The following is a 22,193-nucleotide window of genomic DNA, read 5'->3' as shown; positions in this document are numbered from 1 at the left end:
GCCCCAGCACGGTTAGCTTAGCTAAGCTAACCGTGCTGGGGCATTCGATTCCGGGATGGTGGCGCGTGGCGGTAAGCGGGCAGACAGGGCTCCGAGGGAACGGGCGGCAGCGCACGCACGAGGAGCTGGGCCCGAGATACAAGTGGGTCGCGCTGTCCAACACGACGCTGGGCATGCTGATCGCCACGATCAACTCCTCGATCGTGCTGATCGCGCTGCCGGACATCTTCAAGGGCATCGGGATCAACCCGCTGGAGACCGCGAACACCAGCTACCTGCTCTGGATGATCATGGGCTTCCTCGTGGTCACCGCGGTGCTCGTGGTCGCCTTCGGCCGGCTGGGGGACATGTTCGGCCGTGCCCGGATGTACAACATGGGCTTCGCCATCTTCACCGTGTCCTCGGTACTGCTCGCGGTCACCTGGTTCCACGGGGACGCGGCGGCCATGTGGCTGATCGGCTGGCGCATCGTGCAGGGGATCGGCGGCGCCTTCCTGATGGCGAACTCGAGCGCGATCATCACCGACGCGTTTCCGGCCAATCAGCGCGGTATGGCGCTGGGGATCAACGGGGTCGCCGCGATCGCGGGTTCCTTCCTCGGTCTGGTGATCGGCGGGGTGCTCGCCCCGGTGAACTGGCACCTGGTGTTCATCGTCTCGGTGCCCATCGGCGTGCTCGGCACGGTGTGGGCCTACCTGAAACTGCACGATCTCGGGGAACGCAAACACGCGGGCATGGACTGGTGGGGCAATCTCACCTTCGCGATCGGGCTGATCGCCGTGCTGGTGGGCATCACCTACGGCATCCAGCCCTACGGCGGCCATCCGATGGGCTGGACCAGCCCGATGGTGCTCGGCTGCATCATCGGCGGGGTGGCCGTTCTTGCCGTGTTCGCGGTGATCGAGACCAGGGTCGCGGAGCCGCTGTTCAACCTGCGCCTGTTCCGCATCCGCGCGTTCCTGACCGGCAACCTGGCCAATCTGATGGCCTCGCTGTCCCGAGGCGGCCTGCAGTTCATCCTCATCATCTGGCTGCAGGGGATCTGGCTGCCGCAGCACGGCTACAGCTTCGAATCCACGCCGCTGTGGGCGGGCATCTACATGCTGCCGATGACGGTCGGGTTCCTCGTCGCAGCCCCGATCTCCGGGGTGCTCTCCGACCGGTTCGGCGCGCGGGCCTTCGCCGCGGTGGGGATCTTCGTGGTGGCGGTGTCCTTCCTGCTGCTGATTCTGCTTCCGGCGAACTTCCCGTACTGGCCGTTCGCCGCGATCCTGGTGGTCAACGGTCTCGGTATGGGATTGTTCACCTCGCCGAACCGGGCCGCGGTGATGAACTCGCTCCCGGTCTCGGCACGCGGAGTCGGCGCGGGGATGACGGCGACCTTCCAGAACGCCGCGATGGTGCTGTCCATCGGCATTTTCTTCAGCCTGATCATCACCGGTCTCGCGGCGCATCTGCCGAGCGCGATGGCCTCCGGGCTCGCCGCGAACGGGGTACCCCAGGCCAGTGCCCACCAGGTGGCCGATCTGCCCGCGGTGGCGGTGCTGTTCGCCGCTTTCCTCGGCTACAACCCGATCCAGCAGCTGCTCGGCCCGGTGCTGCACGGGCTGCCCCCGGACAAGGCGAGTTATCTGACCGGGCGCTCCTTCTTCCCGCAGCTGATCACCGAGCCGTTCTCCTCCGGGCTGCACATCGCCTTCGTGTTCGCCATCATCGCCTGCCTGATCGCGGCGGTCGCCTCGGTGCTGTGCGGGCCGGCGCGCGCGGGTGTGGGCGGCGAGGCCGCGCGCGCCAGGATTGACGGCGGCAGCGGCGGCATCGGAACGCCGGGTGGCAACGGCGTCCACGGTTCCGGCCAGCAGCGACAGCGCGGAAAGCGGGGAGCGGCGGAGGCAGTCGTCTCGGCCGGTGCGTTCGCCCCGCGGCCGCCGGGCTCGGTGCCCGTGCACGGCACCGTGCAACGTGACGGAGGTGAGCCGGTGCCTGGGGCCGTGGTGACTCTCATCGATACGGCCGGCCGCCAGGTCGGGCGGGCGAGCACGGGCCCGGACGGCGGCTACCGGTTGGCCGCGCCCTCGGCGGGGCGGTACGTGCTGATCGTTTCGGCGGACGCGCATCAGCCGGAGGCCTCCTCGATCACCGTCGGCGGGAATCCGCTGGAAATGGATCTGCTGCTGACCGGGACGGCCGAGCTCCTCGGCGCGGTCACCAGCGCAGCCAGTGGGGAGCCGATCATCGGGGCGACGGCCACGCTGGCGGACGCGCGTGGCGAGGTCGTGGGCGCCGAGAGCACCGACGAGCGGGGAGCCTATGCGTTCGACCGGCTGCTCGCGGGGGAGTACACCCTCGTGGTGAGCGCGGAGGCGTTCCGTCCGTTCGCCATGAGTGTCCGGGTGGCCGGTTCCGGACGGACACGGCAGGACGTGGCGCTCAACGGCGGGCTGCGGCTGTCGGGGATCGCGAGGACCGGCCCGGATGGGCACCCGGTCGGTGACGCGCGGATCACCCTGCTCGACGCGGACGGGCGGGTGCTCGCGTGCACGGATACCGGCTCGGACGGTTCGTATCGGTTCGCCGACCTGGCCGAAGGGGAATACACGGTGATCGCGAGTGGTTATCCACCGGTCACGAGCAGCCTGACCCTCGACGGCGGGGCGAGCGGCCGGTACGACGTGATTCTCGGGCACCCGGAGACGAACCGGTGAGCCAGCGCGCAGGCCCGGCAGCGGGACTGTGCGAAGCTGAGCGGGTGACTGAAGGGGCCACCGAGGGTGCGGACCGCTGGCTGACCATCCCGAACGTGCTTTCCGTGTTGCGGGTGCTCACGGTTCCGCTGTTCCTGTACCTGCTGCTCGGCCCGCACGCGGATGTGTGGGCCCTCGTGGTGCTCGCCGCATCCGCGATCACCGACTGGCTGGACGGCAAGCTGGCCCGCTGGCTCGATCAGTACTCCACGCTGGGGGCGATGCTGGACCCGGTCGCCGACCGGCTCTACATCCTGGCCACGCTGGTGGCCTTCGTCATCCGCGGGATCTTCCCGTGGTGGGCGGCGGCGCTGCTGGTGCTCAAGGACGTCGCCGTCGGGCTGTGCCTTCCGCTGCTGCGCAGGCGCGGGTACGCGCCCCCGGACGTGCATTACATCGGCAAGGCGGCGACCTTCGTGCTGCTCTACGCGTTCCCGCTGCTCCTGCTCGCGCAAGGGACGAGCGAGGCCGCGCGGATCGCGCACCCGATCGCCACCGCGTTCGCGGTGTGGGGCAGCGCGCTCTACGTGTGGGCCGGGGTGCTGTACCTGGCTCAGGTGCGTCTGGCTCTGCGCGGACGGAGCGTGCACGCACGGCCCGGCTGAGCTGCTTCGTGCGTGGCGTCACGGGAAATTCACCGAGGGAACAACCCGATAACGCGACGGCATTTTCTTCCGACCCGCCACCGACTCACCCGGTCGGCAGCGGTACGTTTGGCACTCAACAGCATGACAGTTTCCCAAGAGCGGCAGAGGAGAGCTCAGGTGAGCGAGAACCCAGGACACGGTGTCCCGCCGGAGCAGGGCCCGGAGCGCACGTCCGTGTTCCGTGCGGATTTCCTTGACCAGGTCGACGGCGGTGCCGGCCAAGAGAGCGAAGCCTCTGTCGCCGGGGTCGACGCGCTGCCCGCAGGTTCGGCCCTGCTCGTCGTCAAGCGCGGCCCGAACGCGGGTTCGCGATTCCTGCTGGACCAGGACTCCACGAGCTCCGGGCGGCACCCGGACTCGGACATCTTCCTCGACGACGTCACGGTCTCCCGGCGGCACGCGGAGTTCCGTCGCGAGGGCGGCGACTTCGTGGTCATCGACGTCGGCAGCCTCAACGGCACCTACGTCAACCGCGAGCCGGTCGACCAGGCGGTGCTCGCCAACGGCGACGAGGTGCAGATCGGTAAGTTCCGGCTGGTGTTCCTGACCGGGCCGAACGCGGGCAGCTGACGCGTGACCGCGCCGCGGCGGGCCGGGCCGAACGGTCCCGGCGGGCTGAGCATCGGAGCGGTGCTCGCCCAGCTGCGCGCGGAATTCCCGGACGTGACCATCTCCAAGATCCGGTTCCTGGAATCGGAGGGGCTGGTCAGTCCGGGCCGTACGCAGTCGGGCTACCGGCAGTTCACCGCGGCCGATGTGGCGCGATTGCGGTATGTGCTCGCCGCGCAGCGGGATCACTACCTTCCGTTGAAGGTCATCAAGGAACAGCTGGACGCCGCGGACGAGGGGACCGTTCCGGACCTCGGTGTCCCGCGCCCGCCGCGCCAGCTTGTCTCGGTGGGCGCCCCGCCGAGTGCCGAGGACTTCGCCGCCGATACGGGCAACCGGCTCACCCAGGAACAGCTGCTCGAACAGGCCGGGATCGACAAGCCGATGCTCGCCGAACTCGAGCAGTACGGGCTGATCAGAGCCGGAGCGGCTGGGTTCTTCGACGAGGAAGCGGTCATCGTGGCGCGCACCGTGCGCAAGATGACCGAGTACGGCATCGAACCGAGGCACCTGCGTGCCTTCCGCGCCTCGGCGGATCGCGAGGTCGGCCTGCTCGAGCAGATCGTCACCCCGCTGTACCGCCAGCGTGATCCCGATTCGCGCGCCCGGGCCGACGAGGTGGTGCGGGAACTCGCCGCGCTCTCGGTGAGCCTGCACACGCTGCTCGTCAAGGCGGGCATTCGCGAGGTCGGCGGGTCGTGACGGGTCAAGACCGGTCCACCGTGGGACGATATCGGCAAGTGTAGGCGGATCCGCCGCATGGCGGGTAGCGTTGAAGTAGGGCCGTGCGGGACCCTTGGGCCCTGGACGGCAGTTCCGAGCAACACCACGCGCGGTGCCTGGGCCGTCGGCCCGCGAATCGCGCAGGCGCAGGGAGGCGAGACCCGATGAGCAGCGAGATGCGTGTAGTCGGCGTACGAGTGGAACTACCCGCCAACCAGCCTATTTTGCTCCTGCGTGAGGCGGACGGCGAGCGTTACCTCCCGATCTGGATCGGATCGGTCGAGGCGACCGCCATCGCACTCGAACAGCAGGGCGTCCGTCCGGCACGACCGCTCACTCACGACCTGCTCAAGGACGTGATCGCCGGGCTCGGCAGGGAACTACAGCAGGTGCGCATCATCGACCTGCAGGAAGGCACCTTCTACGCGGAGCTCGTGTTCGACGAGGATGTACGCATCTCCGCCCGGCCGAGCGACTCCGTGGCGCTGGCCCTGCGTGCCGGGGTGCCGATCCACGCGGAGGAGAACGTCCTCGAGGAAGCCGGGCTCATCATCCCGGACGAGCAGGAGGACGAGGTGGAGAAGTTCCGCGAGTTCCTCGACTCGGTCTCGCCGGAGGATTTCCGCGGCGCCGACACCTAGTTGCCGGGGCCATCCGCACTGCTGGTCCTTGCGGGACACCCGCGCCCGGGCGATCGCCTCGCGCACCAAAAGCACGTGCGCCACGGCTCCCGCGGCCTTGCCGGCGGCACGCCTGGCTTCCGGAAATCGGTGGGAAAACCCTCAAGATCAACATGAGGTCGAGGGTGTGTCGCGTTGACCGGCCGCGGCCGCGGACCTACCGTCGAGGGTGCAGGAAATCGCCAGGGTGTGATTCCACTGGTGGGATTCAAGACGGAGGCACGAGTGGTCAGCGACCAACCGTTCAGGGACCAGTCGTCGGGAACCGAGGGTGAGCAGGGCGAACTCTTCCCGGACGAGTCAGTGCCGGACGAGCTCGTCGGGTTCCGTGGTCCGGCGGCGTGCCAGATCGCCGGTATCACCTACCGCCAGCTGGACTACTGGGCGCGCACCAAGCTCGTGATGCCGAGCATCCGCACCGCGGTCGGCTCGGGTTCACCACGGCTGTATTCCTTCAAGGATGTGCTCGTACTCAAGGTGGTCAAGCGGCTGCTGGACACCGGGGTATCGCTGCAGAACATCCGTACCGCCGTCGAACACCTGCGGGACCGGGGTGTCTCGGATCTGGCGAAACTGACCCTGTTCTCCGACGGGACGACGGTCTACGAGTGCACCTCGCCCGAGGAGGTCGTGGACCTGCTGCAGGGCGGTCAGGGCGTCTTCGGGATCGCGGTCTCCGGTGCGATGCGGGAGATCAGCGCCACCGTGCACGAATTCCCCGCCGAGCGCGCGGACGGCGCCGAGCTGACCGAGCACCATTCGGTGCACGAACACGATGAGCTCGCGAGTCGCCGCAGGGCGCGCGAGGTGGGTTAGACTGAGCGCGTAGTCGACGACACCCGTGCGGGAGAGTTCGGCCGGTCCGCCGGTCGGCGCCGAAGGAGCAAATCCTCCCCGGAACCTCTCAGGCCGCAGGACCGCGCTGGTGTATGACGCCTCTGGAAAGCGGGTCGGGTCGCCATCCCGGCCCCGCCGACGGTGAAAGCCCTTCGGGGTGAAGCTCTCAGGCGCTCGTGAGCGGGCACAGACAGAGGGGGAGGGCAGTCCCGCCTGCTCGAACCCACCGAGCCTGAGTTCGACCCTCTGGAGGCACAGCAATGACAACCGAACGTGTTTCGCTCGCCGAGCTCGAACACGGAACCCCGTTCGCCAGGCGCCACATCGGACCGTCGGACGACGCGCAGGCGCGCATCCTCGAGGTCCTCGGCGTCGATTCGCTCGATGAGCTCGCCGCGCGCGCGGTGCCCTCGTCCATCGTGGAGAAGGACCTCGCGCTCGCGCTCCCCGCCGCGGCGACCGAGCCCGAGGCCATCGCCGAACTGCGGGCGCATGCCGCGGCGAACACGGTCCGCACCCAGATGATCGGCCTGGGTTACTCGGGCACGGTGACCCCCGCGGTGATCCGGCGCAACGTCCTGGAGGACCCCGCCTGGTACACCGCGTACACGCCCTATCAGCCGGAGATCTCGCAGGGCAGGCTGGAGGCGCTGCTCAACTTCCAGACCATGGTCTCCGATCTCGCCGGGGTTCCGGTGGCGAACGCCTCGATGCTCGACGAGGCGACCGCGGCCGCCGAGGCGATGACCCTGGTGCGCCGGGCCGGACGGAACCGCTCGCCCCGGTTCGTGGTGGACGCCGACTCGCTGCCGCAGACCATCGCCGTGCTGCGTACCAGGGCCGAGCCGCTCGGTATCGAGATCGAGGTCGCCGACCTGAGCGCGGGACTGCCGGACGGTGAGCTGTTCGGCGTGCTGCTGGCCTACCCGGGTGCCTCAGGGGCGATCACCGACCACGCCGCGCTCATCGAGGCCGCGCACGAGCGGAACGCGATGGCTGTGGTCGCCGCGGACATCCTCGCGCTGACCGTGCTGCGCGCGCCGGGGGAGATCGGCGCGGACGCGGTGGTCGGTTCCACCCAGCGGTTCGGTGTTCCGATGGGCTTCGGCGGCCCGCACGCGGGATACCTCGCGGTGCGCTCGAAGCTGGAGCGCCAGCTGCCCGGCAGGCTCGTCGGGGTCTCCACGGACGCGGACGGGGCGATGGCCTACCGGCTCGCGCTGCAGACCAGGGAACAGCACATCCGCCGGGAGAAAGCCACCTCGAACATCTGCACCGCCCAGGTGCTGCTCGCGGTGATGGCCTCGATGTACGCGGTCTACCACGGTCCGGACGGCCTGCGGAACATCGCGCGCCGCACTCACCGGATGGCCGCGGTGCTCGCCGCCGGGCTGCGCGCGGGCGGGGTGGACCTGGTGCACGAGCGGTTCTTCGACACCGTGCAGGCTCGGGTGCCGGGCCGGGCGGAGCAGATCGTGGCGGACGCCCGGGAGCAGGGGATCAACCTGCGGCTGGTGGACGCGGACACGGTGGGCATCGCCACCGACGAGACCACGAGCCGGGCGCACCTGGCCGCCGTCTGGCGGGCCTTCGGAGTGGAGGCGGACGCCGATGCCCTGGACGCCGCGACCGCCGACGCCCTGCCCGGTGAGCTGCTGCGCACCAGCGAGTACCTGACCCATCCGGTGTTCCACCGGCACCACAGCGAGACGGGGCTGCTGCGCTACCTGCGCGCGCTCTCCGACAAGGATGTGGCGCTGGACCGGTCGATGATCCCGCTCGGCTCGTGCACCATGAAGCTCAACGCGACCACCGAGATGGAACCGGTCACCTGGCCGGAGTTCGCGAACCTGCACCCCTTCGCGCCGGTCGAGGACGCCAAGGGAACCCTGGCGATGATCGGTGACCTGGAACGCTGGCTCGCGGAGATCACCGGCTACGACGCGGTCTCGCTGCAGCCGAACGCGGGCAGCCAGGGGGAGTTCTCCGGTCTGCTCGCGATCCGCGCCTACCACCGGTCACGCGGCGAGGCGGGCCGTGACGTGTGCCTGATCCCGGCCTCCGCGCACGGCACCAACGCCGCATCCGCGGTGATGGCCGGAATGCGGGTGGTCGTCGTGCAGTGCGATGACGGCGGCAACATCGACATGAACCACCTGACCTCGGTGCTCGACGAGCACACCGAATCGCTGGCCGCCATCATGCTGACCTACCCGTCGACGCACGGGGTTTACGAGGACACCGTGCACAAGGTGTGCGGGCTGGTGCACGACGCGGGCGGTCAGGTGTACGTGGACGGGGCGAACCTGAACGCGCTCATCGGGCTGGCCCAGTACGGCAAGTTCGGCTCGGATGTCTCGCACCTGAACCTGCACAAGACCTTCTGCATCCCGCACGGCGGTGGTGGTCCCGGGGTCGGGCCGATCGGAGTGCGCGGGCACCTGGCCCCGTTCCTGCCCAACCACCCCGCCCAGCCGAGCGCGGGCCCGGAGACCGGTATCGGACCGGTCGCGGCCGCGCCGTGGGGTTCGGCGAGCATCCTGCCGATCTCCTGGGCGTACGTGCGGATGATGGGCCCGGACGGGCTGCGCCGTGCCACCCTGACCGCGATCGCCGCGGCCAACTACGTGGCGCGCAAGCTCGACGCGCACTTCCCGGTGCTCTACACGGGGGAGGGCGGATTCGTGGCGCACGAATGCATCCTCGATCTGCGCCCGCTCACCAAGGAGACCGGGGTGACCGTGGACGACGTGGCCAAGCGGCTCGCCGACTACGGCCTGCACGCGCCCACCATGTCCTTCCCGGTGGCCGGCACCCTCATGGTCGAGCCGACCGAATCCGAGGATCTCGCCGAACTCGACCGGTTCTGCGCGGCGATGATCAGCATCGGTGCCGAGGCGCGGCGGGTCGCGGCCGGTGAGTGGCCCGCCGAGGACAACCCGCTGGTGAACGCGCCGCATACGGCGGAATGCCTGACCGGGGACTGGGTGCACCCGTACGATCGGGAAACAGCGGTGTACCCGGCGGGGCACGCCGCGGCGAAGATCTGGCCGCCGGTGCGACGCATCGACGGTGCCAAGGGTGACCGTAACCTCGTGTGTTCGTGCCCGCCCATCGAGGCGTTCGCGGGTACCGACAACGGGTGACGGGGGCGCGGTTACCCTGACGGAACGATCGAGTGGGCATGCGGGACCGTTCCCGCATGCCCACTCCGTCATCGACCAGGAAGGGCAGACGGCGACTCATGAGCCAGGTACCTCAACTCGAACTAAACGACGGTGTCCGGATTCCGCAGCTCGGGTTCGGCGTATGGCAGGTCCCGGATGAACAGGCGGTGCCTTCGGTCGCCGAAGCACTGCGCACCGGGTACCGCAGCATCGACACCGCCACCCTTTACCAGAATGAGGAAGGCGTCGGTAAGGCGATCGCGGAATCGGGGATCCCGCGCGAGGAATTGTTCGTCACCACGAAATTGGCGAACCCCGATCAGGGATACGAGGAAACCCTGCGCGCGTTCGAGGAGAGCGTGCGCAGGCTCGGCCTCGAATACGTGGATCTCTATCTGATCCACTGGCCGCTTCCCAAGGTCGACAAGTATGTCGACACGTGGAAGGCGTTCGAAAAGCTCAAGGCGGACGGCCGTATCCGGTCGATCGGTGTCTCGAATTTCCAGGTCCCGCACCTCGAGCGGCTGTTCGCCGAAACCGAGGTCGTCCCTTCGGTGAACCAGATCGAATTGCACCCGAACCTACCGCAGCGTGAACTGCGGGAGTTCCACGCCAAGCACGGGATCGCCACCGAGGCGTGGAGCCCGCTGGCTTCCGGCGAGCTGCTGCAGGACAGCACGCTCGGTGCGCTCGCCGAGAAATACGGCAAGAGCACGGCGCAGATCATTCTGCGGTGGCACATTCAGCTGGGTAATATCGTGATCCCGAAATCCGTCACCCCGGAGCGGATCCGTTCGAACTTCGACGTGTTCGACTTCGAACTCGGCGAGGACGACGTGGCGACCATCGACGGGCTGGAGAACGGACGGCGCACCGGGCCCCACCCGGACGAAATGAATCACACGTGATCGAGTGCGTAGGTCCGTTTGATACTTGAACCGCAGTGACCGATATCGGCGCCGTAGACGTGCAGTGAGATCGCCGTCTCGGCGCCGATATTCGTCACCTTGTGGATATCGCCCGGTGGAATGCAGCAGGAAACGCTGCCGACCGGATTCTGGGATTCGAGATCCCGGACGAGTTCGGCGTGGTCGTCGAGCCGGTACACGGTCTCGTGCTCGGTGCCCTCGAGGACGCCGACCACGCACCAGGCGAGGTGATCGTGGACCGGGGTCTCCTGCCCCGGCAACCAGACGAGCGCGACGACCGAGAAGCTGCCGTCCGGCTCCACGTGCAGTACGTGCTGCTCGTAGTGCTCCGGGTTGCCGCGCCGCTGCTCCGCGGTGAGCAGTTCGGGCCCCGGCCGGTTGGCCTTGAGCCAGGCCGCGACCGACTGCGCGGTCTCTTCGAGGGTGGCCGCCTCGCACACGGCCGCGCGGATCCCGGTTACCAGACTTTCGAGCATGCCCCGAGATTAGCGGGCGCCGCCGGAGGAGGTAACCGCCAATCGGTCGGCCAGCTCCACCGCCCGTTCGGCGCCTTCGAGGCGTGCGTGCCAGGGCACGGGCAGTGTCGCGGGCCCGCACCGCGCCCCGGTGAGCGCGCCCGCCATGGCCGCGATGGTATCGGTGTCCCCGGCCATCCGAATGGCGAACCGGAGGCAGGCGGCGAGGTCATCGGGTTCGCGGAGGAAGGCGTACACCGCCGCGGGAACCGAATCCGGTGCGGCCACCCCGTTGCCGAGCTCGCGAGCGGCGCGTTCCGGACCGGCCTCCTCGCGCAGCAGTGTTCCGGCGCGCTCCAGCGAGTCCCGCCAGCGTGCGGAGGCCAGGGTTTCCGACAGGGCACCGAGAAACTCCGTGGTGTCCAGCTGGATACCGGGATCCTGTTGTGCGGCAAGGAAAGCGGCACCGGCTTGGCAGACCGCGCCGAGCGTGCCGTCCTCGTGCGCGTGCGAGGGAAGCGCGCTCTGCCGCGCCAATTCCGCCGCATGCCCCAGATCCCGGGCGGCCAGGGCGGCCGGGGCGACCCGCATCGCGGCCCCGTTGCCGTAGGAGCCGGAGCCGCCGAACTGGTCCCTGGCGGCCTGTTCCCACGGTGTCCCTTCGGCGATCCGGGCGAACAGCCGGGCCGCGCCCGCACCGTAGCCGCGCCACGGTTGCGCCCGCCAGGTGTCCGCGAACTCCCGGGCCAGCCGATCGACCCGCACCTCGCCGTGCTCGGCGAGGTGCGCGGCGAACGCGAAGGCCAGCGCGCTGTCATCGGTGTAGCGCAACGGTTCGCCGGTCTGTTCGAGTGTGCGCACCGCCGCCTCGCCGACCGTGGCAGCGCCCTCGAACGGCGCACCGAAACAGTCCCCGGCGAGCAGGCCGAGCAGCAGCCCGCGCGCCGTGTCCACCGAGCCGATCATGATGGCGAGCCTAGGACGTACTCAGAGCGCGGCGGCCTTGCGGTTCAGGTACTGCTGTTCGCGCAGGTTCGTGGCCAGCCGGGCGGCACGCAGATAGGCCTGTGCCGCGCCCTCGCGGTCGCCGGTGAGCTCGAGCAGGTGCGCCCGGACGGCGTGGTACCGGTGCCGTTCGCCGATCCGCGGATCGCCCGCGAGCTGCGTCAGCCGCTCCAGTCCGGCTTCCGGTCCCCGGGCCATCGCGAGGGCGACGGCGTGATTGAGCGCGACGACCGGGTTGTCCGCATGGGTGAGTAGTACTTCGTAGAGCGCGAGGATCTGCGGCCAGTCGGTGTCCGCGCTGCTCGGTGCCTCGTCGTGCAGCGCGGCGATGGCCGCTTGCAGCTGATAGGGCCCGGCCGGTCCGTGCGGCAGTGCCTCGGCGACCAGTGCCAGCCCCTCGGTGATCGCGGCGGTGTCCCAGCGAGCACGGTCCTGTTCGGCGAGCGGGATCAGTTCGCCGTGTGCTCCGCTGCGGGCGGGGCGCCGCGCGTCGGTGAGCAGCATGAGCGCCAGCAGCCCGGTGACCTCGCTTTCCCGGGGAAGCAACCGGCGCAGGATCCTGGCCAGCCGGATGGCCTCGGTGGACAGGTCGATCCGGTACAGCCGGGTGCCCGCGGTGCTCGTGTACCCCTCGGTGAAGATCAGATAGAGCACGTGCAGCACGGCGGCGGTGCGGTCGGTCTGTTCGGTCGCGGCGGGCATGCGGAACGGTTCGCCGTGTTCCCGGATGCGCCGTTTGGCGCGCAGGATGCGCTGCGCCATGGTCGGTTCCGGGACCAGGAACGCGCGGGCGATCTCCGCGGTGCTCAGTCCGCCGACGCTGCGCAGGGTGAGGGCGATCTGGTCGGCCGGGCGCAGCGCGGGATGGCAGCACAGGTAGAACAGCACCAGGGTGTCGTCGGCCTCGGTGTCCCCGGCCGGTGGCCGCCAGGCGCGCGCCGCGTTGTCCTCCCGGCGCCTGCGGGCCTCTTCGGCGCGCAGCAGGTCGGTGAGCCTGCGCGCGGCCACCGTGATCAACCAGGCGTGCGGCCGCTCGGGAAGGCCCTCGCGCGGCCAGGTGGTGCAGGCGCTCAGCATGGCCTCCTGGACCGCGTCCTCGGCTTCCGTGAAGTGCCCGTAGCGGCGGACCAGCGCGCCGAGGACCTGCGGTGCGAGTTCCCGCAGCAGCTCCTCGGCACGATCCGGTCTCACAGTTCGGCTTGGCCGTCGCCGAGCGGACGGATGTCCAGGAACGCGTCGTCCGCGACGCCGTCCGGGCCGGGCGCGGCCGCGAACGCGAACCCGATCTCGGTCGCCCGGTCCATGCCGGAACAGTCGACGATCGTGTACCCGGCGAGCACTTCCTGGGTTTCCGCGTATGGGCCGTCGGTCACCACCGGGACCCCGTCGCGCGAGTGCAGTCTGCGGGTGTGCACCGGCTGGGCGAGCGGCTGGGCGTCGACCAGCTCCCCGGACTCGGCGAGCTCGGTGTGGATCCTGCCCATGTGTTCGTGCAGCGCGGCGATCTCCTCCTGCGACCAGGGCCGCTTGCTTCCCGGCCTTCCGGAGAGCGCATCGTGATCGGCCTGAGAGGCGTACAGCATGATCATGTACTTCATGACGTCTGCCCAATCTGTCGTTCGGACGGTTCACAGGGGACGTCGAAACCGGCCGCCCGCCGATCGACCACCACACATGTGGCCTCGATCACATCACACGATAGCTCAGTGCGGACCGGTGGCGCCGTACTCGTGCTCCCCGGCGATCGGCTCGCCCTTCGCGAACCGGTCGAGGGTATAGCGCCACAGACCGGGCCGCCGTGGCCGCCCGTCCAGGATCCAGCGGGCCAGTTCGGCCCCGGTGGCCGGACCCTTGCCGAACCCCGAACCGCTCCATCCCGCGGCGAGGAAGAGCCCTTCGGGACCGGCCGGGCCGAGCAGGGGGCGACCGTCCGGGGTGATGTCCAGCGCGCAGGTGCGGGCGAGCCGGAACGGGGCACCGGCCATGGCGGGGATGCGGGCACCGAGCCGCTGGGCGCAGTCGAGCATGAAGGAGTGGTCGTGTTCGGCGCGGTTCTCCTCCGGACCGGCGAGCCATTCGCGTTCGGGGGCGTGCCGCCCGACGAGTGTGCACCGGTCGGCGGTGGGCCGCAGGTAGATATCGCCCGCCACATCGGTCATGGTCAGGTGCCCGGCGAGCGAATAGGGCCGTTCGTAGAGCATGACCTGGATGCGCGCGCTCGCGATCGGCAGCTCGAGCCCGGTTGTCGCGGCCAGTGCGGGGGACCAGGCTCCGGTGGCGAGCAGCACGGTGTCCGCGTGGTACTCGCCGGATTCGGTGCGCACACCACGGATCCGGGAATCCCCGGCGAGCAGTCCGAGCACCCGCTCGTGCCGTAGCTGCGCGCCATGGCGTCCGGCGGCGCGCAGCAGGCTCGTGGTGGCCGCCATCGGCTCGGCGTAACCGCTGCGTTCCTCGTAGGCGGCGAGCCGGATCCGCGCGGTGTCCACGGCCGGTTCGAGCTCGGCGAGCTGTTCCGCGCTGAGCAGTTCGGTCGGCCAGCCCAGTTGTTCGGCCAGCATGGTGGTGTTCGCGCGGACCGCGGGGGCATCGGCCTCGTCGGCGAGGTAGGCGAACCCGGTCCTGGTGAATCCGCACCCGCCACCGACGCGTTCGTCCCACCGTTCGTAGTACTCGCCGAGGCTTTCCACGGCCAGTTCCGCCTCGAGCGCCACCGCGTGATGACCGCGCACGATCGCGCCGGACCGCGGTGTCTGTCCGGCCGTGCCGCCGCTCGGATCGAGCACCAGGACCCGGGCGCCGCGTTCGGCGAGGTGGAACGCGGCGCTCGCCCCGGTGATCCCTGCCCCGATGATGAGGACTTCAGTCATGTGCGCGGACCCTCCTCGTGGCCGGTTTCTCGAGCATGTCCTCGAGTTCCTGGGTGGCGTACCCGCTGTGCACCGCCCAGTAGTAGGCGGCGAGCCCGAGCGCGGCGGCGACCAGGCTGTCGTAGGGGAACGGGATCGGGGGATGGGCCAGCTCGCCGTAGGCGCCGAACCGGGAGAGCAGGTACAGCACCATGAGCAGGGCCACGACCCAGGCCCCGGAACGCAGCTCCCGGCGCCCCGTTTCGGTGCAGGCCCGCCGCATCGCGAGGGTGTAGAGCACGAGTCCGGCGGCGCAGAGCAGCCAGAAACCCCAGAACGGCAGGCTTTGCGTGCCCAGCGGACCGATCACCTGGGTGGCGATCCAGACGAGCAGGAACACCCCGCCGATCACCCGCCCGCTGGTCCGTCCGATCCGGCCACTGCGCGGACCCTGGTACCAGGCGTAGATCGGCAACGCGAGCAGCACGGTCGCCACCACGCCCTGCAGCACCGCATAGCCCGACCAGTACAGGATCATGCTCGCGGCGAGGAAACCGAGCGGGGAGAACACCGTGGCGCCGCGCAGCAGGAAGGGGCGCTCGGCGTCCGGTGCGGTCCTGCGCATCACCTGCAGCTGCGGAGCGGCGGCGAGGTAGGTGACCACTGCGGTGGAACTGGTGAACCCGATCAGCATGTACCAGCCGGGGAAGGGGAGGAAGAACACGCAGCCGCCGACCAGGCAGGCGATCAGGCCGAGCGCGGGGACCCGGAAGCGGTCGCTGATCCGGGCGAACACCCGCGGAACGCTGCCGTGCACCGCCATTCCGTAGAGGGTGCGCGCCGTATCGCCCATGTAGACCCAGCCGGTTCCCGCGGGGGAGATCGCCGCGTCCACGAGCAGGAACGCGCCGAACGCGCCGAGCAGCGCGATCCCGGACGCGTTGAGCGCCGAGTACAACGGCTGGTCCGCCCAGTGCCCGCCCTTGAGCCCGGCCCAGTCACCGGGATGCAGGCCCATGTCCGGCCAGTCGAGCGCGCCGATGAACGCCACCTGCAGCAGCACGAAGATCACCGCGCAGATGGCCACCGAGCCGACCGTGGCCACCAGGATGTCGCGCTGTGGTTTTCTGCTCTCCCCGCCGAAGTTCACGCCCTCGCGGAAACCCTGGAACGCGAACACGATCCCGGAGACCGCGATCGCGTTGAAGATCGCCCCGGAACCGCGCGGGGTGAATCCGCCGAACGCGGAGAAGTTCGACCCGTGGAAGGCGAAGAACAGCAGGATGAAGGTCAGGATCGGCAGGATGAGTTTCCACCAGCCGATCCAGTGGTTGAACCGCCCGAAGAACCGGATCCCGAACACGTTCACCGCGAAGAAGAACACCATCAGCAGCACCGCGCAGAACCGGCCGGCCGTGGTGAGCGAGGCGCTGGATTCGCCGACCGTGGTCAGCTGGATCCCGGTCCAGGAGGCCACGTATCCGGCGGCGTACTGCACGACCGCGAGCGCCTCGGTGGACACCGTGGTGATCCCGCCGAGCAGCATCGACCAGCTGAGCACGAAACCGAGATAGCCGCCGTGGGTGAGGTACGGGTAGCGGGCGATGCCCCCGCTGCGCGGCAGCATGGCACCGGTTTCGGCGTAGTTGAGCGCCATGAAGGTCACCAGGACGGCGGCGAGCACCCAGGAGATGATCACCGAGGGACCCGCCACCGAACCCGCGGCGAGCACGGCGAACAACCAGCCCGAGCCGATGATCGAACCGATGGAGATGAACAGCAGTTGCTGGGCGGAGAGGGTTTTCCGGAGTTTCGCGTCGCCGTCCTCGATCGGGCCGTGCGCTGCCATGTGACCTCCTCGTCACCTCGGCTGGGAAACGTGGCAACCGGTTACCGCCCGAGCACCGCCAATGCCCCGGCCTCGATCTCGGCCTCGGAGAGCAGCACTTCTCCGGCGGCGGCGCCGAGCGGGATGAACGAGTCCGCGCTGGTGACCCGCTTGATCGGGCCGCGGAATCCGTTGTCCACCAAGGCGGCGAGCACCGATTCGGAGATCCCGCCGCTGTGCCGGGTCTCATCGGCGAGCAGGACGGCCCCGCTGGCCCGCGCCTGTTCGAGGATGTCGGACACCGGGAGCGGGGCGAGCCAGCGCAGATCGAGCACCCGGGCCCGAATCCCGCGGGCCGCCAGCTTTTTCGCGACCCGCAGGGACATGAGCACCCCGTTGCCGCTGGTGATGATGGTCAGCTCGGTTCCGCTGCCGTACACCCGGCCACAGTGCGGTGCGGCCGGTTCCAGCGGGCGCAGCCAGCCCTCGTCGCCGGACTCGTGCAGATCACGGGTGTGGTAGAGGGCGATCGGTTCCAGGAACACGCTCGCGGTGCCGTGTTCCCGTGCCGCGTGCGCGCAGGCGGGCAACAGTTCGCGGGCGTCGGTCGCGGTCGCCGGGGTGGCCACGAAGATGCCGGGGATATCGCGCAGCGCGGCGATCGAGTTGTCGTTGTGGAAATGCCCGCCGAATCCTTTCTGGTAGGCGTATCCCGCGATGCGCACGACCATCGGATTGCCGTACTGGCCTGCGGAGAAGAACGGCAGGGTGGCCGCCTCGCCGCGCAGCTGGTCGATCGCGTTGTGCAGATAGGCGAGGTACTGGATCTCGGGAACGGGCAGGAATCCGGCGAGCCCGGCGCCGAGCGCGACTCCGAGGATCGACTGTTCATCGAGCAGGGTGTCGAAGACCCGTTCGCCGAAGCGTTTGCGCAGTCCCTTGGTGACTCCGTACACGCCGCCCTTACGCGCCACATCCTCGCCGAACACCAGGGTTTTCGGATCGGCGAGCAGTTCGGCGAGCGCGCTGTTGATGCCCTGGGCCAGGGTCGCCGGTTCGGCCCCGGGGCGCTCGGGCATCGGCGGTACCGCGGTGGCCAGTGGTGCGGTGATGGCCGCGCGATCGGTGAGTTTCGGTTCGGCGGCCACCTCCTCGGCGACCGCGTCCACCTCGGCCGTGATCCGGTCATAGCGCTCGAGCAGTTCCGCGGGCTTGGTCCCGGTTCCGGCGAGCAGTCGCGCGGTGGCCAGCAGCGGATCGCGTTCCAGATCGGCGCGGATGTCCGAGCCGGAGCGGTATCCGGCCTCCACATCGGAGCCAGCGTGCCCGAACAACCGCACCGTGCTCAGGTGCAGCAGCGCCGGTTTTCCTTGGGAGCGCACAAACTCGGCGGCCTCCGTGGCTACCTCGGCGAGTCCTTCGGGGTCGGTGCCGTCCGCGGCGAAATAGGGCAGCCGGTTCGCCAATGAGTGCTCGATCCACCCGCGCGGGGTTCGCACGCTGATCCCGATCCCGTTGTCCTCGCAGACGAACAGCAGTGGAAGGCGCAGCCCCGAGTAGGCGGTGTGCGCGCTCGCGTTGAGGGCACCCTGCGCGGTGGAGTGGTTCGCCGAGGCGTCGCCGAAACTGCACACCACGATCTCCGAACCGCCCGTGCGGGCCGTGGCGAAGGCGAGGCCGACCGCGCGCGGCAGGTGCGAGGCGATGGTGGAGGTCTGCGGGATGATCGACAGCGCCGCGTTGCCGAAGACCTTGTGCCTGCCACCGGAGATCGGCTCGCGGGCCGAGGCGACGATTCCGCGCAGCACATCGCGCACCGGATCGGAGCCGGGAACCTGGGCGGCGCGGGCGAGGTAGAAACCTCCGGAACGGTAATGCAGCAGGGCCGGGTCGCTCGGCCGCAGTGCGGCGGCCACCAGTGCGTTCGACTCGTGCCCCGCGGAGCCGATGGAGTAGTAGCCGAGGCCCTGTTTCCCGAGCCTTCGCGCGGTCAGGTCGAGTGCCCTGCTGGTGGCCTGCCAGCCGAAGAGGCGGTCCAGATCGAGTGCGGGCGGTGTATCGGTCCCGGTCGGCAGGGCGGCGACCGCCGCGCGGAAGTACTCATCGCTCACCGCTGTGAGCATGGTGGATCGGCGGCGTGCCCGCCAGCCCGCGCAGCTAGAGCATGTGTGGTGCTCAGGCCGACCGTTCCTGATCGCGCCAGGGCACGCAGGCTCGGGTGAGGCAGTCGAGGGCGACGGTGAGCAGCGGGTTCGTGTTGTTCGGCCGGTAGAGCACGGAAACCCGGCGGTAGCTGGAGACTCCGGTGATCCGGCTGATCCGCACCCCCTCCTCGCGCACCGCGAGCCGCGGCATGAGCGCCACCCCGAGGCCGCGGGCGACCAGCTGGTGGATCACTCCGTAATCGTTGCTGCGGAACCGGACCTGCGGGGTGAACCCGGCATCTGCGGCGAGCCGGTCGAGGGAGCGTGCCGCCCCGGTGCCTTTCTTGGTGCAGATCCACGGCCGGTCCTTGAGGTCGGCGAGCTCGTGCACCTCCGGTTCGGCCCCGGGCAGCGCAACCGCGAGGGGTTCGGCGAGCAATTCCTTGTGCCGCAAGGTAACCGGCCAGTTGCGCGGGGCGAGGTCGTAGCCGAACACTACCGCGCAGTCCACGCTGCCCTCGGTGACCAGTTCGAGGACCTCGTCCGGTTCGCCTTCCTCGAGGTGGACCTCCGCACGGGGGCGTTGCGCGGCGATGGCGGCCAGCGCTGTCGGCACCACCGTGGTGTTCGCCGTGGCGAAACAGGCCAGTCGCAGGGTTCCGGCGTCCCCGGAGACCATGGCCCTGATCTCGGTCTCCACCTCCTGCAGTGCGTCCAGTGCGTCACCGCAGCGGTTGGCGAGGGCGAGCGCGATCGAGGTCGGCCGAACACTGTGCGCGGCGCGTTCGAACAGCGGGGCGCCGACCGTGCGCTCGAGCACGCCGATCTGCTGGGAGATCGCCGATGGGGTGTAGCCCAGCGAGCGTGCTGCGACGGCGAAGGAGCCGGTGCGTACGCACTCCTGCAGGGTGCGCAGGTGAATCGGGTTCAGCACGGTGCACGACATTACGGGCACCCGCCGTGCGGCGGTAGGGCGTTCCGTCGACTCAGCCCGCGCCGCGCACCAGGCCGAGGTACTTCTCCCAGTCCCAGTGCGGTCCCGGATCGGTGTGGTCGGTGCCCGGAACCGCGCTGTGCCCGATGATGTGCTCGTTGTCGACCGGGATGCCGTAGCGGCGGCACACCCAGGCGGTGAGCTTCGCCGATTCGCGGTACATCGCATCGGTGAACCACTGCGGCTGGTCCACCCAGCCCTCGTGCTCGATGCCGATCGAGCGGGTGTTGTAGTCCCAGTTCCCCGCATGCCAGGCGATGTCGTGCTCGCGTACGCACTGCGCGATGTAGCCGTCCTTGGAACGGGTGACGTAGTGCGCGGCCGCGTTGTGGTTCGGATCGGCGAACTTCTTCAGCGTGTCCGCGAAGGTCTCCTGGGTGACGTGGATGATCACCAGGTTGATCGGATAGTCCTTGGGCCGGTCGGCGGCGGTGAAATTGTGCGCGAGCGACCAGTGCGCGTTCGGATAGTCCACCGTCTCGCGCGCGGCGGCCGATGCGGTCGCGGACAGGGCGGAGAACCCGGCGACCGCGGCTATCCCGGCCCCGGCACGCAGCAGTCCACGACGGGAGACGTGTTCATTCATGTACCGGATGTAATGCTCCCGATACGGAAAAGTCAACGATTTCCGGTCGATTCCACCAGGCGTATCACCGCCGGAAAACGGCGCGCATTTCGTTGCCCCGAATGGTGGAATACAGGTATGCGGGAAGACACGGACGAGGCGGCGCTACTGGACGCGATGGCGCGCAATCACGCCGAACACGCCTGCCATGCGCACCGGTACATCGCGGGCGCGCGGGTGCACGAGGACGGGGATGTGCTGATCGCGGACAGCGGCCTGGACGATGACACCTTCAATTCGGTCACCCTCGCCCGGTTCGGGCCGGAGGAGGCCGATCGGCGCATCGCGCGGGTGCTCGACCGGCTGCGTGGCACCGGGCGCCGGTTCGCCTGGTGGGTCGCCCCGACCGCGCGCCCGCACGACCTGTCCGCGCGGCTGAGCGCGGCCGGGTTGCCCGCGGACGTCCCGGAACCGGCGATGTGGCTGCGCGTGGACGAGCTCGTGGCGCCGCCGCGGCCGGGCGAACTCGACATCCGGCTCGTGCACGACCACGCGGGGCTCGGCGGCTTCGTCACCGTGCTCGAGCAGAACTGGGATCCGCCCGCTGCCGCGGTGCGCGAGTTCTTCGCGAAGGCCGAACCGTTCGTGCTCGCCCCGGACAGTCCGGTGCGCTACCTCGTCGGCTACCTCGATGCGGAACCGGTCTGCTCGGCGGAGCTGTTCGTGCACGCGGGCGTGGCCGGGATCTACAACGTGTGCACCCGTGCGGCCTACCGGAGGCGCGGGTTCGGCGCGGCGATCACGGCCGCGGCCGTGCGCACCGCCGCGGACCTCGGCGAGTCGGTCGCGGTGCTGCAGGCCTCGGCCGACGGTGCCCCGGTCTACCGGCGGCTCGGGTTCAGCACGGCGGAGCGGTTCGTCGAGCACGCTTTCGCGGCAGGCTAGCCGGTCCGCGGGGGTTGCCCGACGAGCATCATCAGGGTCTCGGTCAGCTCGGAGATCGCGTTGCCCCGCGCCTTGCCGCGCAACCGGGCACACCACAGCGGGGACTGCGCCATGGCCGCGTGCATGCACTGCAGGGTGGTGTCCACTCCGGTGACAGTGAACTCGCCGGCATCGACACCGGCCTCGATCACCCTGCGGAACACCGCGTCGTGCCGGCCGCGCAGCTCCTTGATCCGGTCGGCCTGCGCGGTCGGCCAGGCCCGTGGCACGAGGAAAAGTCTTAGCGCTGCGGGATAGTCCCGTACCGCGATGGTGATGTGTTCGTGCAGCAGGGTGCGCAGCAGTCCGGCGTGCCCGCCCTCGTGCTGTTCGGCCAGCCGCTCGAGCCGGGCGGTCCACTCGTCGCCGAGGGTCTCGATCGCGGCGGTGGCCAGTTCTTCCTTGCTCGGGAAGTAGTAGTAAAGCGAACCCTTGGTGACGTCCAGCCGTTCGGCGACGTCGTCCAGGCTGACCGCGTCGTATCCGTGTTCGCCGAACAGTTCCGCGGCGGTCTCCACGATCTCCTTGACCCGCTTGCCGCGTTTGCGCTGGATCCGCTCGGTACCGGGGGCGCGCTCGGTGAGTTCCTGCCGTGCCATGCCGTGAGGATACCCGGTCATCTATTGACTCCAGGGTCAAATTTTGTCACGGTAGTCAGACCGGCGAGGATGCCGGGCCGAGGAGTGGTGCAGCGTGGACTTCGGATTCGGTGCCGAGGAGCTCGCCTATCAGCGCGAGCTGCGCAGGTTCGCCCGGGACAACCTGGCCCCGCACTACCAGTCCAGTGATCGTGCGGCGCGGATGCGCCCGGAGCTGCCCGGTGAGATGGCGGCCATGGGGCTGACCGGCCTGCGCATCCCGGAGCGGTACGGCGGACAGGAGGCCGGGGCGGTGATCGCCGGAATGGCCGCCGAGGAGATCGCCGCGGGTGACTTCAACGCGAGTTATCTGATCATCAACACCGCGCTGATCGCCGACATCCTCGTCCGCCACGCCGGTGCGCGCCAGCAGGCCGAGGATGTCGGCGATCAGC

The 22,193-nt window shown here is 69.5% G+C and carries 20 protein-coding genes and 2 riboswitches; of the genes, 10 read left to right on the top strand and 10 right to left on the bottom strand.

All coding sequences use genetic code 11. The features are described 5' to 3' along the window. The first annotated feature begins 173 nt into the window (after window positions 1-173). From AD72_RS36185 to AD72_RS33300, 8 genes are all read left to right on the top strand, one after another. Window positions 174-2,705 (top strand): MFS transporter, encoded by a 2,532-nt coding sequence (locus AD72_RS36185; protein WP_082469305.1) that lies wholly within the window; start codon window positions 174-176, stop codon window positions 2,703-2,705. Window positions 2,706-2,749: 44 nt separating this feature from the next. Beyond that, window positions 2,750-3,349, top strand: a complete 600-nt coding sequence (gene clsA, locus AD72_RS33330; protein ID WP_031470635.1) for a cardiolipin synthase ClsA — start codon at window positions 2,750-2,752, stop codon at window positions 3,347-3,349. A gap of 159 nt (window positions 3,350-3,508) precedes the next feature. After that, window positions 3,509-3,961 carry a glycogen accumulation regulator GarA gene (gene garA, locus AD72_RS33325; RefSeq protein WP_031470634.1) on the top strand — a complete coding sequence of 151 codons (453 nt, stop codon included), beginning with the start codon at window positions 3,509-3,511 and terminating at the stop codon, window positions 3,959-3,961. Window positions 3,962-4,006: 45 nt separating this feature from the next. Then, window positions 4,007-4,702 (top strand): transcriptional regulator FtsR, encoded by a 696-nt coding sequence (ftsR, locus tag AD72_RS33320; protein ID WP_031470633.1) that lies wholly within the window; start codon window positions 4,007-4,009, stop codon window positions 4,700-4,702. Between the two features lie 185 nt (window positions 4,703-4,887). Beyond that, window positions 4,888-5,364, top strand: a complete 477-nt coding sequence (locus AD72_RS33315) for a bifunctional nuclease family protein (protein ID WP_031470632.1) — start codon at window positions 4,888-4,890, stop codon at window positions 5,362-5,364. Window positions 5,365-5,628: 264 nt separating this feature from the next. Continuing rightward, a complete protein-coding gene (locus tag AD72_RS33310; RefSeq protein ID WP_031470631.1) occupies window positions 5,629-6,219 on the top strand; it encodes a MerR family transcriptional regulator in 591 nt (196 codons plus the stop codon). An 18-nt stretch (window positions 6,220-6,237) separates the two neighbouring features. Further along, a riboswitch (glycine riboswitch) is annotated at window positions 6,238-6,333 on the top strand. After that, window positions 6,334-6,444, top strand: a riboswitch (glycine riboswitch). Between the two features lie 56 nt (window positions 6,445-6,500). Continuing rightward, window positions 6,501-9,386 (top strand): aminomethyl-transferring glycine dehydrogenase, encoded by a 2,886-nt coding sequence (gene gcvP, locus AD72_RS33305; protein WP_031470630.1) that lies wholly within the window; start codon window positions 6,501-6,503, stop codon window positions 9,384-9,386. A gap of 98 nt (window positions 9,387-9,484) precedes the next feature. Next, the gene (locus tag AD72_RS33300) at window positions 9,485-10,315 is read left to right on the top strand and encodes an aldo/keto reductase (RefSeq protein WP_031470629.1); all 831 of its coding nucleotides are present in this window, start codon (window positions 9,485-9,487) and stop codon (window positions 10,313-10,315) included. On the opposite strand, the gene AD72_RS33295 is transcribed toward AD72_RS33300, so the two are convergent. The 9 genes from AD72_RS33295 to AD72_RS33255 form a co-directional block, all read right to left on the bottom strand. Beyond that, window positions 10,306-10,812, bottom strand: coding sequence for a cysteine dioxygenase family protein (locus AD72_RS33295; RefSeq protein WP_031470628.1), 507 nt, complete (start codon window positions 10,810-10,812; stop codon window positions 10,306-10,308). The two genes, AD72_RS33300 and AD72_RS33295, sit on opposite strands and share 10 nt — an antisense overlap. A 9-nt stretch (window positions 10,813-10,821) precedes the next feature. Beyond that, window positions 10,822-11,757 (bottom strand): ADP-ribosylglycohydrolase family protein, encoded by a 936-nt coding sequence (locus tag AD72_RS33290; RefSeq protein WP_031470627.1) that lies wholly within the window; start codon window positions 11,755-11,757, stop codon window positions 10,822-10,824. A 21-nt stretch (window positions 11,758-11,778) separates the two neighbouring features. Continuing rightward, entirely contained in the window at window positions 11,779-12,987 is a 1,209-nt protein-coding gene (locus AD72_RS33285) for an RNA polymerase sigma factor (RefSeq protein ID WP_031470626.1), read from the bottom strand. Further along, a complete protein-coding gene (locus AD72_RS33280) occupies window positions 12,984-13,394 on the bottom strand; it encodes a YciI family protein (protein WP_031470625.1) in 411 nt (136 codons plus the stop codon). The genes AD72_RS33285 and AD72_RS33280 overlap by 4 nt, the downstream gene beginning before the upstream one ends. 105 nt (window positions 13,395-13,499) lie before the next feature. Continuing rightward, window positions 13,500-14,666: an NAD(P)/FAD-dependent oxidoreductase gene (locus AD72_RS33275; RefSeq protein WP_037348242.1), complete on the bottom strand. Its 1,167-nt coding sequence runs from the start codon at window positions 14,664-14,666 to the stop codon at window positions 13,500-13,502. Continuing rightward, complete coding sequence (locus AD72_RS33270) at window positions 14,659-16,494, bottom strand: APC family permease (RefSeq protein WP_031470624.1); 1,836 nt, start codon at window positions 16,492-16,494, stop codon at window positions 14,659-14,661. Before AD72_RS33270 ends, AD72_RS33275 begins: the two co-directional genes overlap by 8 nt. A gap of 41 nt (window positions 16,495-16,535) precedes the next feature. Next, window positions 16,536-18,584: a thiamine pyrophosphate-dependent enzyme gene (locus AD72_RS33265; protein WP_231645126.1), complete on the bottom strand. Its 2,049-nt coding sequence runs from the start codon at window positions 18,582-18,584 to the stop codon at window positions 16,536-16,538. Between the two features lie 64 nt (window positions 18,585-18,648). Next, entirely contained in the window at window positions 18,649-19,551 is a 903-nt protein-coding gene (locus AD72_RS33260) for a LysR family transcriptional regulator (RefSeq protein ID WP_031470622.1), read from the bottom strand. Between the two features lie 52 nt (window positions 19,552-19,603). Then, on the bottom strand, window positions 19,604-20,197 hold the full coding sequence (locus tag AD72_RS33255; protein WP_031470621.1) for an N-acetylmuramoyl-L-alanine amidase: 594 nt from the start codon (window positions 20,195-20,197) through the stop codon (window positions 19,604-19,606). A 117-nt stretch (window positions 20,198-20,314) separates the two neighbouring features. On the opposite strand from AD72_RS33255, the gene AD72_RS33250 reads away from it, so the two are divergent. Continuing rightward, the gene (locus AD72_RS33250; RefSeq protein ID WP_197285158.1) at window positions 20,315-21,121 is read left to right on the top strand and encodes a GNAT family N-acetyltransferase; all 807 of its coding nucleotides are present in this window, start codon (window positions 20,315-20,317) and stop codon (window positions 21,119-21,121) included. On the opposite strand, the gene AD72_RS33245 is transcribed toward AD72_RS33250, so the two are convergent. Beyond that, complete coding sequence (locus AD72_RS33245) at window positions 21,118-21,759, bottom strand: TetR/AcrR family transcriptional regulator (protein ID WP_031470619.1); 642 nt, start codon at window positions 21,757-21,759, stop codon at window positions 21,118-21,120. The two genes, AD72_RS33250 and AD72_RS33245, sit on opposite strands and share 4 nt — an antisense overlap. Window positions 21,760-21,853: 94 nt before the next feature. Here AD72_RS33245 and AD72_RS33240 point away from each other — a divergent pair. Then, a partial coding sequence (locus tag AD72_RS33240; protein WP_031470618.1) for an acyl-CoA dehydrogenase family protein occupies window positions 21,854-22,193 on the top strand: 340 nt, incomplete at its 3' end.

It is taken from the genome of Sciscionella sediminilitoris, from assembly GCF_000737195.2.
Classification (GTDB): Bacteria; Actinomycetota; Actinomycetes; order Mycobacteriales; family Pseudonocardiaceae; genus Sciscionella; species Sciscionella sediminilitoris.
The sequence above is the reverse complement of the archived record's forward strand: the minus strand, read 5'-3'. Positions and strand labels throughout refer to the sequence as shown.

Bases quoted from the DNA above. Each gene is read 5' to 3' on its own strand.
- gcvP (WP_031470630.1), top strand. From the start codon at position 6,501: ATGACAACCGAACGTGTTTCGCTCGCCGAGCTCGAACACGGAACCCCG.
- AD72_RS33280 (WP_031470625.1), bottom strand. From the start codon at position 13,394: ATGAAGTACATGATCATGCTGTACGCCTCTCAGGCCGATCACGATGCG.
- AD72_RS33300 (WP_031470629.1), top strand. From the start codon at position 9,485: ATGAGCCAGGTACCTCAACTCGAACTAAACGACGGTGTCCGGATTCCG.
- AD72_RS36185 (WP_082469305.1), top strand. From the start codon at position 174: ATGCTGATCGCCACGATCAACTCCTCGATCGTGCTGATCGCGCTGCCG.
- AD72_RS33270 (WP_031470624.1), bottom strand. From the start codon at position 16,494: ATGGCAGCGCACGGCCCGATCGAGGACGGCGACGCGAAACTCCGGAAA.
- AD72_RS33255 (WP_031470621.1), bottom strand. From the start codon at position 20,197: ATGAATGAACACGTCTCCCGTCGTGGACTGCTGCGTGCCGGGGCCGGG.
- AD72_RS33245 (WP_031470619.1), bottom strand. From the start codon at position 21,759: ATGGCACGGCAGGAACTCACCGAGCGCGCCCCCGGTACCGAGCGGATC.
- AD72_RS33295 (WP_031470628.1), bottom strand. From the start codon at position 10,812: ATGCTCGAAAGTCTGGTAACCGGGATCCGCGCGGCCGTGTGCGAGGCG.
- AD72_RS33315 (WP_031470632.1), top strand. From the start codon at position 4,888: ATGAGCAGCGAGATGCGTGTAGTCGGCGTACGAGTGGAACTACCCGCC.
- AD72_RS33250 (WP_197285158.1), top strand. From the start codon at position 20,315: ATGCGGGAAGACACGGACGAGGCGGCGCTACTGGACGCGATGGCGCGC.
- AD72_RS33290 (WP_031470627.1), bottom strand. From the start codon at position 11,757: ATGATCGGCTCGGTGGACACGGCGCGCGGGCTGCTGCTCGGCCTGCTC.
- AD72_RS33275 (WP_037348242.1), bottom strand. From the start codon at position 14,666: ATGACTGAAGTCCTCATCATCGGGGCAGGGATCACCGGGGCGAGCGCC.